16 protein-coding genes, 2 tRNA genes and 1 rRNA gene are annotated in these 17,159 nt (G+C 50.5%); 17 read left to right on the plus strand and 2 right to left on the minus strand.

Translation table 11 applies throughout. The features are described 5' to 3' along the window. From rrf to yjfF, 7 genes are all read left to right on the plus strand, one after another. Positions 1 to 99 (plus strand): 5S ribosomal RNA (gene rrf, locus Q3A88_RS20680); the annotation flags it as partial. 52 nt (positions 100 to 151) lie between these two features. Further along, a tRNA-Asp gene (locus Q3A88_RS20685) sits at positions 152 to 228 on the plus strand. A 54-nt stretch (positions 229 to 282) separates the two neighbouring features. Beyond that, positions 283 to 358 (plus strand) — tRNA-Trp (locus tag Q3A88_RS20690). Between the two features lie 439 nt (positions 359 to 797). Next, positions 798 to 1,754 (plus strand): galactofuranose ABC transporter, galactofuranose-binding protein YtfQ, encoded by a 957-nt coding sequence (gene ytfQ, locus Q3A88_RS20695; protein WP_317178564.1) that lies wholly within the window; start codon positions 798 to 800, stop codon positions 1,752 to 1,754. A gap of 190 nt (positions 1,755 to 1,944) precedes the next feature. Beyond that, entirely contained in the window at positions 1,945 to 3,462 is a 1,518-nt protein-coding gene (gene ytfR, locus Q3A88_RS20700; protein WP_317178565.1) for a galactofuranose ABC transporter, ATP-binding protein YtfR, read from the plus strand. Then, positions 3,452 to 4,462, plus strand: a complete 1,011-nt coding sequence (gene ytfT, locus Q3A88_RS20705; protein ID WP_010283927.1) for a galactofuranose ABC transporter, ATP-binding protein YtfT — start codon at positions 3,452 to 3,454, stop codon at positions 4,460 to 4,462. The genes ytfR and ytfT overlap by 11 nt, the downstream gene beginning before the upstream one ends. Beyond that, positions 4,462 to 5,424: a galactofuranose ABC transporter, permease protein YjfF gene (gene yjfF, locus Q3A88_RS20710; protein ID WP_010294682.1), complete on the plus strand. Its 963-nt coding sequence runs from the start codon at positions 4,462 to 4,464 to the stop codon at positions 5,422 to 5,424. The genes ytfT and yjfF overlap by 1 nt, the downstream gene beginning before the upstream one ends. 21 nt (positions 5,425 to 5,445) lie before the next feature. Here the strand turns inward: yjfF and hdfR are convergent, their stop codons facing one another. Then, a complete protein-coding gene (gene hdfR / locus Q3A88_RS20715) occupies positions 5,446 to 6,273 on the minus strand; it encodes an HTH-type transcriptional regulator HdfR (RefSeq protein ID WP_317178566.1) in 828 nt (275 codons plus the stop codon). Positions 6,274 to 6,393: 120 nt separating this feature from the next. On the opposite strand from hdfR, the gene Q3A88_RS20720 reads away from it, so the two are divergent. Further along, the gene (locus Q3A88_RS20720) at positions 6,394 to 6,732 is read left to right on the plus strand and encodes a DUF413 domain-containing protein (RefSeq protein ID WP_010283921.1); all 339 of its coding nucleotides are present in this window, start codon (positions 6,394 to 6,396) and stop codon (positions 6,730 to 6,732) included. Between the two features lie 57 nt (positions 6,733 to 6,789). Here the strand turns inward: Q3A88_RS20720 and Q3A88_RS20725 are convergent, their stop codons facing one another. Continuing rightward, positions 6,790 to 8,316 carry a YifB family Mg chelatase-like AAA ATPase gene (locus tag Q3A88_RS20725; protein ID WP_110163412.1) on the minus strand — a complete coding sequence of 509 codons (1,527 nt, stop codon included), beginning with the start codon at positions 8,314 to 8,316 and terminating at the stop codon, positions 6,790 to 6,792. 407 nt (positions 8,317 to 8,723) lie between these two features. On the opposite strand from Q3A88_RS20725, the gene ilvL reads away from it, so the two are divergent. From ilvL to Q3A88_RS20770, 9 genes are all read left to right on the plus strand, one after another. After that, positions 8,724 to 8,822 (plus strand): ilv operon leader peptide, encoded by a 99-nt coding sequence (gene ilvL / locus Q3A88_RS20730; RefSeq protein ID WP_071531109.1) that lies wholly within the window; start codon positions 8,724 to 8,726, stop codon positions 8,820 to 8,822. Between the two features lie 140 nt (positions 8,823 to 8,962). Beyond that, a complete protein-coding gene (gene ilvG / locus Q3A88_RS20735; protein WP_233989506.1) occupies positions 8,963 to 10,609 on the plus strand; it encodes an acetolactate synthase 2 catalytic subunit in 1,647 nt (548 codons plus the stop codon). A gap of 57 nt (positions 10,610 to 10,666) precedes the next feature. Continuing rightward, entirely contained in the window at positions 10,667 to 10,927 is a 261-nt protein-coding gene (ilvM, locus tag Q3A88_RS20740) for an acetolactate synthase 2 small subunit (RefSeq protein ID WP_010294673.1), read from the plus strand. Between the two features lie 25 nt (positions 10,928 to 10,952). Further along, positions 10,953 to 11,879 carry a branched-chain amino acid transaminase gene (locus Q3A88_RS20745; RefSeq protein ID WP_317178567.1) on the plus strand — a complete coding sequence of 309 codons (927 nt, stop codon included), beginning with the start codon at positions 10,953 to 10,955 and terminating at the stop codon, positions 11,877 to 11,879. 198 nt (positions 11,880 to 12,077) lie between these two features. Then, on the plus strand, positions 12,078 to 13,928 hold the full coding sequence (gene ilvD / locus Q3A88_RS20750) for a dihydroxy-acid dehydratase (RefSeq protein ID WP_317178568.1): 1,851 nt from the start codon (positions 12,078 to 12,080) through the stop codon (positions 13,926 to 13,928). Positions 13,929 to 13,933: 5 nt separating this feature from the next. After that, a complete protein-coding gene (ilvA, locus tag Q3A88_RS20755; RefSeq protein ID WP_039550147.1) occupies positions 13,934 to 15,478 on the plus strand; it encodes a threonine ammonia-lyase, biosynthetic in 1,545 nt (514 codons plus the stop codon). Positions 15,479 to 15,788: 310 nt separating this feature from the next. Continuing rightward, entirely contained in the window at positions 15,789 to 15,998 is a 210-nt protein-coding gene (locus Q3A88_RS20760) for a hypothetical protein (RefSeq protein WP_317178569.1), read from the plus strand. 28 nt (positions 15,999 to 16,026) lie between these two features. Continuing rightward, positions 16,027 to 16,506: an Hcp family type VI secretion system effector gene (locus Q3A88_RS20765; protein ID WP_015842121.1), complete on the plus strand. Its 480-nt coding sequence runs from the start codon at positions 16,027 to 16,029 to the stop codon at positions 16,504 to 16,506. Between the two features lie 140 nt (positions 16,507 to 16,646). Further along, positions 16,647 to 16,856: a hypothetical protein gene (locus Q3A88_RS20770; RefSeq protein WP_317178570.1), complete on the plus strand. Its 210-nt coding sequence runs from the start codon at positions 16,647 to 16,649 to the stop codon at positions 16,854 to 16,856. Positions 16,857 to 17,159 lie beyond the last annotated feature (303 nt).

A 17,159-nucleotide genomic window follows, 5' to 3' on the forward strand; every position in this document is an offset into this window, starting at 1 on the left:
GGTGGTCCCACCTGACCCCATGCCGAACTCAGAAGTGAAACGCCGTAGCGCCGATGGTAGTGTGGGGCTTCCCCATGTGAGAGTAGGGAACTGCCAGGCATCAAATTAAGCAGTAAGCCGGAGTAATCCGGTGGTTGTAGAGAAATTCGGTGGAGCGGTAGTTCAGTTGGTTAGAATACCTGCCTGTCACGCAGGGGGTCGCGGGTTCGAGCCCCGTCCGTTCCGCCACTTATTAAAAATTATGCCTGCTAACTTTAGCAGGCATAATGTTAAGCGTAATTTAGGGGCGTAGCTCAGTTGGTAGAGCACCGGTCTCCAAAACCGGGTGTCGCGAGTTCGAGTCTCTCCGCCCCTGCCAAATAAAACCCTTCACGTTATCGTGAAGGGTTTTTTTTGATCTGTACTTTATGCTCGATCCTGTCTCGTATCCTTCTTTCCAATTTCTTCGTTATTTCTCTCCTCTGGATGTCTAATTAATCTAACGTGTTGTTATTTAATAGATAAAATTCGCTAATGTGCTGTTGATAGATCGTGCTGATTTAGCTGTAAATATGCACAAAATAACCGTAATACCAGGTTGTGAACTTGCTCATTCACCTTGTTCGATATTTGAACTAAAACTATCTACAACCTGAGTGAAAGGAAGTTGTTTTTCAGAACGATCCTTCAGGTTGCATTCACTTGTTAGTGATACCTGCCAACATCACATCGGTAGCGCTACAGCAGAAATTCGTAGCGCTATGCTGTACCTGAAATCTGACTAAGTAGCTGTAAGACTACACAGAAGGAGTTTAAGTATGTACAGACGTTTACTGGTAACTGTTGCTGTAAGCACTGCGTTATGTGGTGCCGTACAGGCAAAACCCTTAACGGTTGGGTTTTCCCAGATTGGTTCAGAATCAGGATGGCGCTCTGCGGAAACTAAGGTGTCAAAGCAGGAAGCCGAGAAGCGTGGGATAACGTTAAAAATAGCGGATGCTCAGCAGAAGCAGGAGAATCAGATTAAGGCTGTGCGGTCGTTCATCGCTCAGGGCGTAGATGCCATATTTATTGCTCCAGTTGTCGCGACAGGTTGGGCGCCAGTCTTACAGGAAGCTAAAGAAGCAAAAATTCCAGTGTTCCTGCTTGATAGAACGATTGAAGTTAGCGATCCATCGTTGTACACCGCTGCTATCGCCTCTGATAGTGTCTATGAAGGAAAAGTGGCAGGGGAGTGGCTTGTGAAAGAAGCCGCTGGAAAACCTTGTAATGTTGTTGAGTTGCAGGGAACGGTTGGGGCTAGCGTTGCGATAAACCGTAAGAAAGGGTTTGCTGACGGTATAGCTTCAGATCCGCAGATAAAAATTATTCGCTCACAGTCGGGAGACTTTACTCGCAGTAAGGGTAAAGAAGTCATGGAAAGCTTTATTAAAGCTGAGCAGAATGGGAAAAATATCTGTGCGGTTTATGCACATAATGATGACATGGCAATAGGCGCTATTCAGGCAATTAAAGAAGCGGGTCTGAAACCTGGTTCACAAATAAAAGTTGTCTCCATTGATGGTGTCCCCGACATTTTTAAAGCTATGATGAATGGCGAAGCTAATGCTACCGTTGAATTAACACCTAATATGGCTGGTCCTGCTTTTGATGCTTTATTAGCGATGAAGAAGGACGGGAAACAGCCTGAAAAATTCATTCAAACCGAATCACGTTTATTACTGCCTGACACGGCAAAACAGGAATATGAAACCAAGAAAGACCTTGGTTATTGAGATTTATATTTTGGACTTATCATTGATATAAGTTTTGCTAAATACCTGGCAGAAATATAAATATGGGAAAGTGGGCTTGCTATGTTTTCTGCACCGTTTAATCACGGGACAGTGAATATTGTCAGCCTACTTACCATAATATTGCTCAGGTGTGATGTAGCCTTGTTAAGTTGTCGCATAGGTGATGCTGATGGAAACGACACGGTTGTTAGATATTCGGGGCATGAGCGTTGAGTTTCCAGGGGTAAAAGCACTAGATCAAGTGGACTTCACGCTTAATCGCGGCGAAATAGTGGCGCTATTAGGAGAGAATGGTGCAGGGAAGTCAACGTTAATTAAGGCGTTGACTGGCGTTTACCATCGCTCAACGGGTGAAATTATCCTCGATGGTATGGCGATTAATCCTGTAAATACGGCTCATGCTCAGTCATTGGGTATTGGTACAGTCTATCAAGAAGTCAATCTATTACCGAATCTGTCCGTTGCGGCCAATCTATTTATTGGCCGTGAGCCCACACGCTGGGGCATCGTGGATCAACATAAAATACTGCATCAGGCCGAAGCACTTTTATTGAATTATGGACTGATGATCGATGTTAGTCATCCGCTTGGTAATTACTCCATCGCAGTGCAGCAAATTGTCGCTATCGCCAGAGCTATCGATCTTTCCGCTAAAGTATTAATTCTTGATGAACCGACCGCAAGCCTTGATGCAAAAGAAGTCGATATGCTACTGGATATATTGCGGACGTTGCGCGACCGCGGAGTCGGTATGATATTTGTGACGCACTTTCTGGATCAGGTTTATCGCATTAGTGACAGAATTACCGTTTTGCGTAATGGAAGATTAGTCGGGACATTGCCTGCCGCAGAATTACCACGTATTGAATTAGTCCAAATGATGTTGGGGCACAGTTTTGATGAAACGTTATTGAAGCGTGGCGAACATAGTGACGTCTCAGGTGAGCCCATCGTGCAGTTTAAACACTATGGTCGGCGTGGCTCGATTAATGACTTCGAGCTTTCCGTGCGCCCGGGAGAAATTGTTGGCCTCGCTGGTCTCCTGGGTTCCGGCCGGACAGAAACCGCGCAGCTGATATTTGGTATTAACGTGCCTGATGCCGGTGAAGCCAGAGTTGATGGCAAACAAGTCAGTATTCGCACGCCGCGTGCAGCAGGAAAACTCGGCTTTGGCTATTGCCCTGAGGATCGCAAAACTGACGGCATTGTCGGTGCGGCAACGGTACGAGAGAACATCATTCTGGCGCTTCAGGCGCAACGTGGCTGGTTGAAGCCCATTTCCTTACGTGAGCAAACCCGTATCGCTGAAAAATTTATCAGCCTATTAGGGATTCGTACGCCCAGTCCAGAGCAGGAAATTCAGTATCTATCGGGTGGAAATCAGCAAAAAGTCCTGCTATCGCGCTGGTTGGCAACAGAACCACGCTTCTTGATTCTGGATGAGCCAACGAGAGGAATCGATGTCGGTGCGCATGCTGAAATCATTCGCCTGATCGAAAAACTGTGTGAGCAGGGGATGGCGTTACTCGTGATCTCTTCTGAATTGGAAGAACTGACCGGTTATGCGGATCGCATCATTGTGCTGCGTGACAGGCAGCACGTTGCGCATCTTGAACATAATGAGATCTCGGTTGCCGCAGTGATGCAGGCAATCGCAGTACAAACGGGAGCAGATGATGACAGATAATAACGTCAAACCTGCCAAAAAAGTCCGCTTAACGTTCACCAAAGGGGTGCCACAGCTTCTGGCGCTCGTTGCCATCCTGCTGATTGATAGCATGGTCGCGCCCAACTTCTTCTCCCTCCACATTCAGGATGGGCGCTTGTTCGGTAGCCTTATCGACATCCTTAATCGCGGTGCGCCCGTTGCGCTGCTGGCATTAGGTATGACGTTAGTGATTGCCACTGGCGGAATCGATTTATCGGTTGGTGCGGTAATGGCGATTGCAGGCGCGACGGCCGCAACGCTTACTGCTGCTGGTCATCCGCTTCCTTCTGTACTGCTGGTTGCGCTATTGGTTGGTGCGCTGTGTGGGCTATGGAACGGTTTTCTGGTTGCGGTGTTACAGATTCAGCCGATTGTGGCGACGTTGATGCTGATGGTTGCCGGGCGAGGCATTGCTCAGCTGATTACCGAAGGTCAAATTATCACGTTCGATAACGCCGGGTTGGCTAAGTTGGGCAGTGGAACCCTGTTCTATCTACCCATGCCAGTGATTATTGCCTGCGTGATGCTGTTGGCGTTGTGGATTTTGACGCGTAAAACGGCGCTTGGACTATTTATCGAATCAGTCGGTATTAATTTGCGATCGGCTCGCAACGCTGGCGTGAGTACGAAGCTGGTATTGGTCGCAGCTTATGTCATATGCGGCGTGTGTGCGGCCGTAGCGGGCGTTATCGTGACGGCAGATATCCGTGGGGCGGATGCAAACAACGCGGGCCTCTGGTTGGAATTAGACGCGATTCTGGCTGTGGTGATCGGTGGCGGTTCGCTACTTGGGGGGCGTTTTAATTTGCTGCTCTCTGTCGTCGGTGCCTTGATTATTCAGAGTATGAATACTGGCATTCTGCTGTCTGGCTATCGGCCGGAATTCAACCTGGTTCTGAAGGCACTCGTCGTTCTGCTGGTTTTGGTTATGCAATCTCCGCGTATTTCGCTGCATCACCTGTTCAGGAGGAAAACATAATGTTGAAACGCCACTTCCCCCTGTTGATGACGATTCTGGTCTTTATTGCTGGCTATTTATTCTGTCTCAGCCAGTTTCCCGGCTTTGCGTCGACGCGAGTTTTCTTTGATTTACTGACGGATAACGCCTTTCTGGGGATCGTGGCAGTTGGGATGACGTTTGTCATCCTGTCTGGCGGGATCGATCTCTCCGTAGGGTCAGTTATTGCATTTACTGGTGTGTTACTGGCCAAACTGATCGGTACGTATGGCATTGATCCTTTCTTTGCGTTCGCAATAGCGCTGGTGATGGGTGCCATGTTTGGCGGGTTGATGGGATGGATTATCGACACGCTCAAATTGCCAGCCTTTATTATCACACTGGCGGGTATGTTCTTTGTCCGAGGAATGAGCTTTATCGTCTCACAGGAGTCGATTCCAATCGATCATCCGGTCTATAGCCAGCTGGCGGGTTTAGCATGGCGCATGCCGGATGGAGGACGGTTTACCTTTCTGGCGCTGGTTATGTTGATTGTGGTGCTGCTGGGGATCGTGATGGCGCACCGTACCCGTTTCGGTAACCGTGTTTATGCTATTGGGGGTAGCAGCTATTCAGCGGAACTGATGGGGGTGCCCGTCAGGCGGACGACGATTCATATCTACATGCTTTCCAGTACGTTAGCGGTGCTGTCAGGTATTGTTTTCTCTCTCTACACTTCCGCGGGTTATGCTCTGGCAGCAAGCGGTGTGGAATTGGACGCCATCGCTGCCGTTGTCATCGGCGGTACGCTACTGACCGGTGGTGTCGGAACCGTATTGGGCACCCTGTTTGGCGTACTGATTCAAGGTCTGATTCAAACGTATATCACGTTTGACGGCACCTTGAGCTCATGGTGGACAAAAATCGTCATTGGTTTCCTGCTGTTTGCTTTCATTGGGTTACAGAAGGCGTTAAGCACATTCTGGTTAGCCAGACGTGCTTAAGTGAGCTGTGAGCAAAATAGTTCATGGACTAATCACAATAGGCGTTTTCAGCAACTGACGAATCATCGTCTGCTGATCGCTGTTTTGTAACCAAACGGCGTAAAACGGGCGCACGACGGGCTGACTGTCGCCAACTATCCGCAGGTTGGAATAGGTTTGTAACCAATGGCTGGGTAAAAACGCGCAGCCGCCGGTTATTTCAAGCAGTTGGCGGGTCAGCTGGGCCGATGTTGTTGTCAAAACGGGAAGCTGATCGCTGGCTAATAGGCGATGTTCCTGCTGATGAAAGTCTGCACCCCACTCCAATTTTATATAAGGCAGTTCCTGTCCGGGTGGGTGTGCTTCTGCTGCAAACAGCGAAAGGGAGAAGTTACCCAGTAGCTGGCTCGCCAATTCTTCCATTTTTGGCTGTTCGGTCGTAATCAACAGATCCAACTGACGCTCATGGAGTTGTTTTACCAGCGAGTGACGTAAGGCAATGCGCGCTTCTAGCTGGAGCAGCGGGCGCTGTTGATACAGCGATTGTAGCCAGGGAGTCAGATAGGCCTCCCAGAGTGACGCCGTTGCTCCTACCGAAAGCAGGCTGTGTTGCTGCGAGCGTGCGACTTCTTTTTTGGCGATCTGCCAGGTACCGATAAGGCTTTCCGCATAGGGCAGAAGCCGTTCGCCAGCGGGCGTCAGGCGTATGTTGTTCCGATGGCGCGTGAACAGGTTGGCACCAAGCTGCGTCTCTAACTGGCGAATCCGAAAACTCACCGCTGACTGCGTGAGATACAGGGATTCGGCGGCACGGCCAAAGTGTCTTGTCCTGCTGACTTCCAGAAAGGTTTTTAGTAATTCGGTATCCACGCCCATCTCCAAAAAAATTTTGTCGTAATGATTTAAATGTTTTGTTTTACACAATGTCAAGCCTATCTAATACTCCGCGCCATAAACAACACGACCATAGAAGAATTAGGAGCGTGTAAGATGGCAGAAAGCTTCTCTACCACTAATCGTTTTTTTGATAACAAGTTCTACCCGCGTGGTTTTTCCCGACATGGCGACTTTACGATTAAAGAAGCACAATTGTTGGAACGCCACGGCTACGCGTTTAACGAGCTGGATTTGGGTAAACGTGAGCCAGTGACGGAGGAAGAGACATCGTTTGTTGCAATGTGTCGCGGCGAACGTAAAGCGGAAACGGAACTGGAAAAAATCTGGTCCAAATATCTGGATCGTATTCGTCGTCCTAAACGCTTCCATACGTTGTCTGGTGGTAAGCCGCAGATGGATGCAGTGGAAGAATACACTGAAAGCGATGATTAATTAAGAATGGGGCTAACGCCCCATTTCCTTTTGTGGCGAACAAATGTGATGCTCTCGCTATTCAAGGTTTTTGTGGAGCTGGATGAGCAAGCGATCCATACAGCGATAGCTCAGCGCTTCGGCAAGGTGTTTTCTTTCAATATTATCCCGACCGCCGAGGTCAGCGATTGTACGCGCGACTTTCAAGATCCTGTGCCAGGCACGTACGGATAAGCCAAGTTTGTTCATCACCTCTTCCAAATAGGTCGCATCAGCCATCTCCAATCCGCAGTGTTTTTCTATTTCACGTGAAGTGAGTAGCGCGTTGATTTTATTTGCCCGCTTCAGCTGTATCTGCCGTGCGATCAGTACGCGCTCACGAATTGTCGCGCTGCTTTCGCCTTGATAATGCTGCTGAGATAAAACCCCTGGTGGTAGCAAAGGGACTTCGATTGAAAGGTCAAAGCGATCCAAAAAGGGACCGGAAAGTTTGCTGAGATAGCGCAGGATTTGTTGTGCCGGCAACCGGTTATGAACACCCTGATAGTGTCCTGAGGGGCTGGGATTCATTGCGGCGACGAGCTGCACCCGTGCTGGATAGCACACTTTAGCCCGAGTGCGGGAAATGATAATTTCACCGGACTCCAGAGGCTCTCGTAGTGAGTCCAGTACGCGTCGCTCAAACTCCGGTAATTCGTCCAAAAATAGTACACCGTTGTGGGCGAGCGAGATTTCTCCGGGTTTGGGCAGTGACCCTCCGCCCACGAGCGCAGCCATGGAGGAACTATGGTGAGGCGCTCTGAATGGTCTGGCTCGCCAGCGCGTCATGGTGGCATCAATGTTAATTAGGCTGTTGATGGCGGCACTTTCCAGCGCTTCTTCATCGCTTAATGGTGGCATCAGATTGCCTAATCGGCTTGCCAGCATGGTTTTCCCGGTTCCTGGGGGCCCCAGCAAGAGCAGATTGTGGCCTCCTGCCGCCGCGATTTCTAACGCGCGTTTAGCCTGTTCCTGACCGATGATATCCTTCAGATCGAGCGTATCTTCCTCGATCGGTGGAACGGGCGTCATGTCGGAGCAACTGAGCAATTCCTCTTCTCCACTGAGAAAAGCACACACGTCCAACAAATGCCCGGCCATTAGCGCTTCACCCTGTGGTATCAGGGTCATCTCCCGTTTATTGTCATCTGGAAGGATAAGCTGGCGGCCTGATTTGATGGCTTCCAATGCAGCGGGAATCGCGCCATTGATGCCACGTAAGGTGCCAGACAGGCCGAGTTCGCCAAGAAACTCGTAGCGGCTTAGCTTCTCACCATCGATTTGTTCAGAGGCTGCCAGAATCGCCAGAGCAATCGGCAGATCGTAGCGTCCTCCTTCTTTTGGCAGGTCTGCGGGGGCGAGATTGACCGTGATGCGCTTTGCCGGAAACGTAAATCCGCAATTGATGAGAGCGCTGCGTACGCGATCGCGCGCTTCCTTGACGGTGGTTTCTGGTAAGCCCACCAGCGTTAGGGCTGGTAGCCCACTGCTGATATGAACTTCGATATAAACGTCCGGTGCTTGTACACCAATCATTGCCCGAGTATAGGTAACTGCCAATGACATGCTATTTCCCCTTTGCTGATGGTTTGCATCATGTCTGGCAAGGGAGAAGAAGTAGAGACCGTCTTCGCCACTCTGCGCGGCGATGTCATGAAATAATCCTCTGTTTCAGTAATGAGTAAAATTTGTGCGTGATGCGCCGCAATTATGTAGGGTGAACCGATGGCTTAATGCTATCCGCCGATCGACGACTCTCGTTTTCATCTGTCACGTTTCTCTTACAACGCTCATTTTTACGCCAACGGGCGAAAATAATTTGATGCGCGTCTACCTTATGATTACGTTGTATTTTTTCTCGTATCATAGGTAATCCTTACGGGTGGCAATGAAAAAAAATTGTTGTCAGGCCATGTCTTACTGTGATAACTCTGTAGGCATTCGTTCGACAGAAGATTAATGAACAACCTATTATGAAAGCCCTATCCCTAGTGATTAGCCTAGTCGTGATTAGCGTGGTGGTGATTATTATCCCACCGTGCGGGGCTGCACTTGGACGAAGAATGGCTTAGAAATCAAGGCCTAATTCAAGAAAACCCCCGCACCGAAAGGTCGGGGGTTTTTTGTTGGGCGTAATCTATAACGGAAAGGAACAGAAAATGAACATCAGCATAAAATTCTGTTATTCCCATAAGATGTCGGGGAAATAACTATGAATGGAGCACAGTGGGTGGTTCAAGCGTTGCGAGCGCAGGGAGTGGAAACCGTTTTTGGTTATCCAGGGGGCGCGATAATGCCAGTCTACGATGCACTTTATGACGGCGGCGTTAAACACCTGCTGTGTCGCCACGAGCAAGGCGCGGTGATGGCGGCGATTGGCTATGCCCGCTCAACGGGTAACGTGGGCGTCTGCATTGCGACGTCCGGCCCGGGGGCAACAAACCTGATCACCGGTTTGGCCGATGCGCTGCTGGATTCTGTGCCTGTGGTAGCGATCACCGGACAGGTTGGGTCGGCGCTGATTGGTACCGATGCTTTCCAGGAGATCGACGTGCTGGGGCTGTCTCTGGCCTGTACGAAACACAGCTTTTTGGTTGAGTCTATCGAATCACTGCCGGAAGTGATGGCAGAAGCGTTCGCGATTGCCAACAGCGGCCGCCCAGGCCCTGTTCTGGTCGATATTCCTAAAGATATTCAGCTGGCGATGGGGGATTTCACCCCAAACTTTGCGCCCGTTGCTAACGATGTCGATTTCCCCGATCAAGATATCGCGCAGGCATATGCCCTGTTGGCGAAAGCGCAAAAACCCGTGCTGTACGTTGGCGGCGGTGTTGGCATGGCGAATGCGGTTCCGGCACTGCGTGAATTCCTGAGCGTAACGGATATCCCTTCCGTTTCGACGCTGAAAGGGCTGGGTGCCGTGGATGCCAATCATCCCTATTACCTCGGTATGATTGGTATGCACGGCACGAAGGCGGCGAACCTGATTGTGCAGGAGTGTGATTTGTTAATCGCCGTTGGGGCGCGTTTTGATGACCGCGTGACCGGCAAGCTGAACGCCTTCGCGCCTCACGCCAGCGTGATTCACATGGATATCGACCCAGCGGAACTAAGCAAGTTGCGTCATGCTAATGTCGCGTTGCAAGGCGATCTGAACGCGATATTACCTGCGCTGCAACAGCCGCTGAACGTCAGCGCGTGGCGCCAGCAGGCGACCATGATGAAGGCGGAATACCCGTGGCGTTATGATCATCCTGGTCAGGCGATTTATGCGCCTGCGCTGCTGAAAACGATCTCCGAGCGAATGGATGCGGATACCGTGGTGACGACCGATGTGGGTCAGCACCAAATGTGGGCTGCACAGCATATGACGTTCAGCCGCCCTGAGAATTTCATCACCTCCAGCGGCCTCGGCACGATGGGCTTCGGCGTACCCGCTGCGGTAGGCGCACAGGTTGCGCGCCCAGATGATATGGTTATCTGCATTTCCGGCGACGGCTCTTTCATGATGAACGTTCAGGAGTTGGGCACCATCAAGCGAAAACGGCTGCCGTTGAAGATCGTGCTGCTGGATAACCAACGGTTAGGCATGGTGCGTCAGTGGCAGCAGTTATTCTTTGATGAACGTTATAGTGAAACCGACCTCTCCGATAACCCTGATTTCCTGACGCTGGCAAGCGCGTTTGATATCCCCGGCCAGCGCATCACACGTAAAGATCAAATTGATGTCGCGCTGGACGCCCTGTTTAACAGCGAAGGACCCTATTTACTGCACGTATCGATCGATGAATATGAAAACGTCTGGCCACTGGTTCCGCCGGGTGCAGGTAACGAAACGATGCTCGATAAAACCGAATAGGCTCGACAACACCGAATAATGGCCGACTTACACAGAATAAGTGCTGGAGACAACAGAATGACACACCATCAACTTTCGATTCAGGCGCGCTTTCGTCCCGAGGTTCTGGAGCGTGTATTGCGTGTTACCCGCCATCGCGGTTTCAAGGTTTGCGCGATGAATATGGTGCAAACCACCAATGCCGATCACATTAATATTGAACTGACCGTTGCCAGCCATCGTTCGGTGGATTTATTGTCAACGCAATTGAGCAAGCTGTTGGATATTGCCTGCGTTGACATTCAACCGATGACGACATCACAGCAGATCAGCGCCTAACGCAAAAGAATAAGGAAAAAGAAGAATGACAAAAAAAGCGGACTACATTTGGTTCAATGGCGAGATGGTTCCATGGGCTGAAGCAAAAGTACACGTCATGTCGCATGCCCTGCATTATGGCACCTCCGTCTTTGAAGGCGTTCGTTGCTACAATTCACATAAGGGGCCGGTGGTTTTCCGTCACCGTGAGCACATGCAGCGCCTGCGTGATTCGGCAAAAATTTACCGTATGCCCGTCGCACAAAGCGTAGATGAGCTGATGGAAGCCTGTCGTGAAACGCTGCGTAAAAATAACCTGACCAGCGCGTATATTCGTCCACTGGTGTTCATTGGTGATGTGGGTATGGGCGTTAACCCGCCAGACGGTTATCAAACCGACGTCATCATCGCGGCTTTCCCGTGGGGCGCGTATCTGGGTGAAGAAGCGCTGGAAGCCGGTATTGATGCGATGGTGTCGTCCTGGCATCGTGTGGCGGCAAATACCATTCCAACCGCCGCGAAAGCGGGCGGCAACTATCTATCCTCCCTGCTGGTGGGTAGCGAAGCACGCCGCCACGGCTATCAGGAAGGGATCGCGTTGGATGTCCACGGCTATGTTTCTGAAGGTGCGGGTGAGAACCTGTTTGAAGTGAAGGACGGTATTATCTTCACGCCGCCGTTTACCTCTTCGGCGCTGCCGGGCATTACGCGTGACGCTATCATCAAGCTGGCGAAAGATGCGGGATATGAAGTGCGTGAACAGGTGCTATCCCGCGAGTCACTGTATCTGGCGGATGAAGTCTTCATGTCCGGCACGGCGGCAGAAATTACCCCCGTGCGCAGCGTCGACGGTATTCAGGTCGGTGCTGGCAAACGCGGACCGGTCACCAAAGCCTTGCAGCAGGCGTTCTTTGGCCTCTTTACGGGTGAAACCGAAGATAAATGGGGCTGGTTGGATCCGATAAATCATTAAATTATATACCCTAAATAGTTCGAGTTGCAGGAAGGCGGCGACGTAGCGAATCATCAGGAGCTTACATCAGTAAGTGACTGATGTGAGTGAGGAATGCCAACGCACATGCAGCTTGAAATATAACGGGTATAAAGACAGATAGTCAGGCGGTGACACGTTCCGTCATCGCCAAATTCGTAATTTTTGGAGTAACAGAGCATGCCTAAGTACCGTTCAGCCACAACCACTCACGGCCGTAATATGGCCGGTGCCCGAGCCTTGTGGCGCGCCACCGGGATGACCGACGACGATTTTGGTAAACCGATTATCGCAGTGGTCAACTCCTTCACCCAATTCGTGCCGGGCCATGTGCACTTGCGCGATCTGGGTAAACTGGTTGCCGAGCAGATCGAAGCCTCCGGCGGCGTCGCGAAAGAATTTAACACCATTGCAGTTGATGACGGTATCGCGATGGGACACGGCGGCATGCTCTATTCCCTGCCTTCCCGTGAACTGATCGCCGACTCCGTGGAATACATGGTCAATGCCCACTGTGCGGATGCCATGGTGTGTATTTCCAACTGCGACAAAATCACCCCAGGGATGTTAATGGCGTCGCTGCGTCTGAATATTCCGGTGATTTTTGTTTCGGGTGGCCCGATGGAAGCGGGAAAAACCAAATTATCCGATCAGATCATCAAGTTGGATCTGGTGGATGCCATGATTCAGGGCGCAGATCCGAAAGTCTCGGATGAGCAGAGCGAGCAGGTGGAGCGTTCAGCCTGTCCGACCTGTGGCTCCTGTTCCGGTATGTTTACCGCTAACTCCATGAACTGTTTGACCGAAGCGCTGGGGCTGTCTCAGCCGGGTAACGGTTCTCTGCTGGCGACGCATGCTGACCGTAAACAGCTGTTCCTGAACGCAGGCAAACGCATTGTCGGTCTGGCTAAGCGTTACTACGAGCAGAATGACGAGAGCGTGCTGCCACGCAATATCGCTAATAAAGCCGCATTTGAAAACGCCATGGTTCTGGATATCGCGATGGGCGGTTCCACCAATACCGTTCTGCATCTGTTAGCCGCGGCGCAGGAAGGTGAGGTGGACTTCACCATGACCGATATCGACAGGCTGTCACGTCAGGTGCCACATCTGTGTAAAGTGGCGCCGAGCACGCAGAAATACCACATGGAAGACGTGCACCGCGCGGGCGGCGTGATCGGTATTCTGGGCGAGTTGGACAGAGCGGGTTTGCTAAACCGTGAAGTGAACAACGTGCTGGGCAAAACACTGCCGGAAACGCTGGAAGCCTACGACGTGATGCTGACGCAGGATGAGAGTGTAAAGAGCATGTATTCCGCCGGCCCGGCGGGTATCCGTACGACCAAAGCGTTTTCTCAGGATTGTCGCTGGGATTCACTGGATACCGATCGTCAGGAAGGGTGTATTCGTTCCCGTGAATTTGCCTACAGTCAGGATGGCGGGTTGGCCGTGCTGTACGGCAATCTGGCAGAGAATGGCTGTATCGTGAAAACCGCAGGCGTGGATGAAGGGAGTCTGGTCTTCCGCGGTCCGGCAAAAGTTTATGAAAGCCAGGATGATGCAGTAGAAGCGATTCTGGGCGGTAAAGTCGTGGCGGGTGACGTCGTTGTGATCCGTTATGAAGGGCCGAAAGGCGGACCGGGTATGCAGGAAATGCTGTATCCGACCACCTACCTGAAATCGATGGGCTTGGGTAAAAGCTGTGCGTTGATCACTGACGGACGCTTCTCCGGCGGTACTTCTGGTCTGTCTATCGGCCATGCGTCTCCTGAAGCAGCTAGCGGCGGCACGATTGCACTGGTACAGGACGGTGACATCATCGCGATTGATATTCCGAACCGCAGCATTGCGCTGGTTCTGGATGACAATGCGTTAGCAAGCCGCCGCGCAGCGGAAGAGGCGAGAGGCGAGCAGGCCTGGACGCCGCATAATCGTGAACGTCAGGTGTCTTTTGCGTTGCGTGCGTACGCTAGCCTGGCAACCAGCGCGGATAAAGGCGCGGTGCGGGATAAAAGCAAGCTGGGAGGCTAATGCTGATGGCTGTGTCACAACCTCTTCCTGCCGCGCCGGGAGGCGCGGAGTACCTGCGGGCGATCTTGCGATCGCCAGTGTATGAAGTCACGCAGGTCACACCGCTGGAGAAGATGGAAAAGATCTCTTCGCGGCTGGGTAATGTCATTCTGGTAAAACGTGAAGATAGGCACGCGGTGCACAGCTTCAAGCTGCGTGGCGCGTACGCGATGATGGCAGGTCTGAGCGATGAGCAGAAATCGCACGGCGTGGTGACGGCGTCAGCCGGTAACCATGCGCAAGGTGTTGCGCTCTCTTCCACCAAGCTGGGGATAAAATCGCTGATTGTGATGCCGGTGGCGACGGCTGATATCAAAGTAGATGCCGTGCGCGGTTTTGGCGGCGAAGTGCTGCTACACGGGGCCAACTTTGATGAAGCCAAGGCGAAGGCGATTGAGCTGTCACAACAGCAACATATGACCTTTCTGCCGCCGTTCGATCACCCTGCGGTGATTGCGGGACAGGGCACGCTGGCGATGGAATTACTACAGCAGGATGCGCATCTGGATCGCGTGTTTGTCCCGGTCGGTGGTGGTGGTTTGGCGGCAGGTGTTGCCGTACTGATCAAACAGCTGATGCCGCAGATTCAGGTGATCGGCGTAGAAGCGGAAGATTCCGCCTGTCTGCGCGCGGCGCTGGATGCCGGGCAACCGGTCGATCTGCCGCGTGTCGGGCTGTTTGCCGAAGGCGTGGCAGTGAAACGCATCGGCGATGAAACGTTCCGCCTGTGTCGGGAATATCTGGATGACGTGATTACCGTCGACAGCGATGCCATCTGTGCGGCAGTGAAAGATCTGTTTGAGGATGTCCGCGCAATTGCTGAACCGTCCGGCGCGCTGGCGTTGGCGGGGATGAAAAAGTACATCCAACAGCATCAGATTCAGGGTGAACGTCTGGCGCATATTCTGTCCGGCGCGAACGTCAACTTCCACGGGTTACGCTACGTTTCTGAGCGCTGCGAGCTGGGTGAACAGCGCGAAGCCTTGCTGGCCGTGACGATCCCCGAGAAACAGGGCAGCTTCCTGAAGTTTTGCCAACTGCTGGGCGGTCGTTCCGTTACCGAATTCAACTACCGCTATGCGGATGCCAAAGATGCCTGCATTTTTGTCGGTGTGCGTCTGACGCGTGGCTATGCGGAGCGGCAGGAGATTATCGCCGAGCTGTCCGCAGACGGTTATGAAGTGGTGGATTTGTCCGATGATGAAATGGCGAAGCTGCACGTTCGTTATATGGTCGGCGGACGCCCTTCCAAACCGCTCCAGGAGCGGCTGTACAGCTTTGAGTTCCCAGAGTCACCGGGCGCATTACTGAAGTTCCTGCATACGCTGGGGGCGCACTGGAATATTTCACTGTTCCATTACCGCAGCCACGGCACGGATTTTGGTCGCGTGCTGGCCGCGTTCGAGTTGGATGCAGGCGATCGGGAATTCGATCAGCACCTACAGGCGCTCGGCTATGAATGTCACGATGAAACCAATAACCCCGCGTTCCGTTTCTTTTTAGCGGGTTAAGTTAGCGGTTAAACGTTGAGTGCTCCCCTAACGCCGCCGATGGTGTTTCACCGTCGGCGGCGTTATCTTTATGTCATCTGATAGCAACAGGGATGGCATTTCTTTATGGCAACGCAGTTCACGGGTTTTTCTCAAGCGGGTTTAACGTTTCTTCAGCAGGTGTCTCAAGGCGTCGTTGAATCAATCTAATTGTAGTTCGTTATTATTACTTTCAAATTAATTGTTTATTTTTCTAATTTCTTTAAATCTTGCTAATAATTATTTTCTCGGTTAGTTTGGTGAAAAATGGAATAACACATGGAGACCGAGTATGAAAAATAAAGAAAAACTTGTCATTCAGTTAGATGAACAATTAAAGAGTAGCCTTATTAATAGTTCGTTACCTCCTGAAGAAATACTCGCATTGATGATGAAACTATGCCTTTCTCTGATGCAGGTGACTCAAAGTAATCTTGTGGAAATGAAGACGTCGGATGGGCGAAAACTTTCACTCAAGCTTGATACACCATCGGTGCATTGATTAGATTTATTCTTAGAGGCTGCTAAAAATGTCGAGTATTATCTATTTAGAGTTGACGGGTGATAAGCAAGGATTAATTTCTTCTGGCTGTTCAACATTACAGTCAATTGGTAATAGAAGCCAAATTGGTCATGAAGATCAGATTCAGGTGTTAAGTTTAAATCACTCAATGAGTCATGCTGATAATCTATCCTGTCACCCCGTTGAAATAATTAAACTTATTGATAAATCGTCACCGTTGCTTGGTGTTTCTACCTCTTCCAATGAAAAGCTAAGTGCAAATTTCTTTTTGTATAGGATAAATGCCGCTGGGCAATTAGAGCTGTTTTATGTCATTAAATTAACAGATGCACGCATTGTTGATATTTCTTGTAGTTATCCGCATTCGATTAATGACAATGACGTCATGCCATACGAGAAGGTTTTATTAAAATATAATTCCATATCATGGGAGCACAAAGTTGCGGGAACATCAGGTTATAGTATCTGGAATGATAGTGGTATTTAGTTTTATTTGGCAATAAAACATACAGCCATTGATAATTATGTTATTCATGGCTGTTTTATTAACTAATTAATCACTAACCAAAGAGATGCTAATTAACTTCGCATATTGATGCTTCGTATTAATGAAAAGGAATTTACTCAATGCTAAGAGTACCTCAAGGACAAATAACCTTTGATGGTGAAGGGAATGATATACCTAATAGTCGTGATTTTAGCCGAGTCATTCACTGGCCAGGAAATGATAAATCTGGTGTGACGTTGGGGCGAGGCTATGATATGGGGAAGAGAACCAAGGGCGAAATTTATTCGGATATGCTCAGAGTAGTATTGGGAGTGAAAAAGCGAGTTTAATCGCGACAGGGGCTGGGTTAAAGGGCGGTGCCGCCGCCACTTTCGTTAAAGAGTACAAAGAAAAAATTGGCGTGATTACACATCAACAGCAGGTGGATTTGTTTAATATTATTTATGGTGGGTATATAACAATAGCGAAAAATCGCTACGCAGATCGTTCCGCTAATATACCTGATAGGGCAGGGCGGGATTCTACTTTGTTGATGAATTAACCAAAGATAACCTCGCTACGAAAATCTCCTGACCATCCGGCACATTGTCGTTTGCCCGCTATGCTATCTTTTTTTCCTTCATGCTGTTTCA

Origin of the sequence: Pectobacterium sp. HCp5_1 (genome assembly GCF_032905925.1) — a bacterium.
Taxonomy (GTDB): Bacteria; Pseudomonadota; Gammaproteobacteria; order Enterobacterales; family Enterobacteriaceae; genus Pectobacterium; species Pectobacterium brasiliense_A.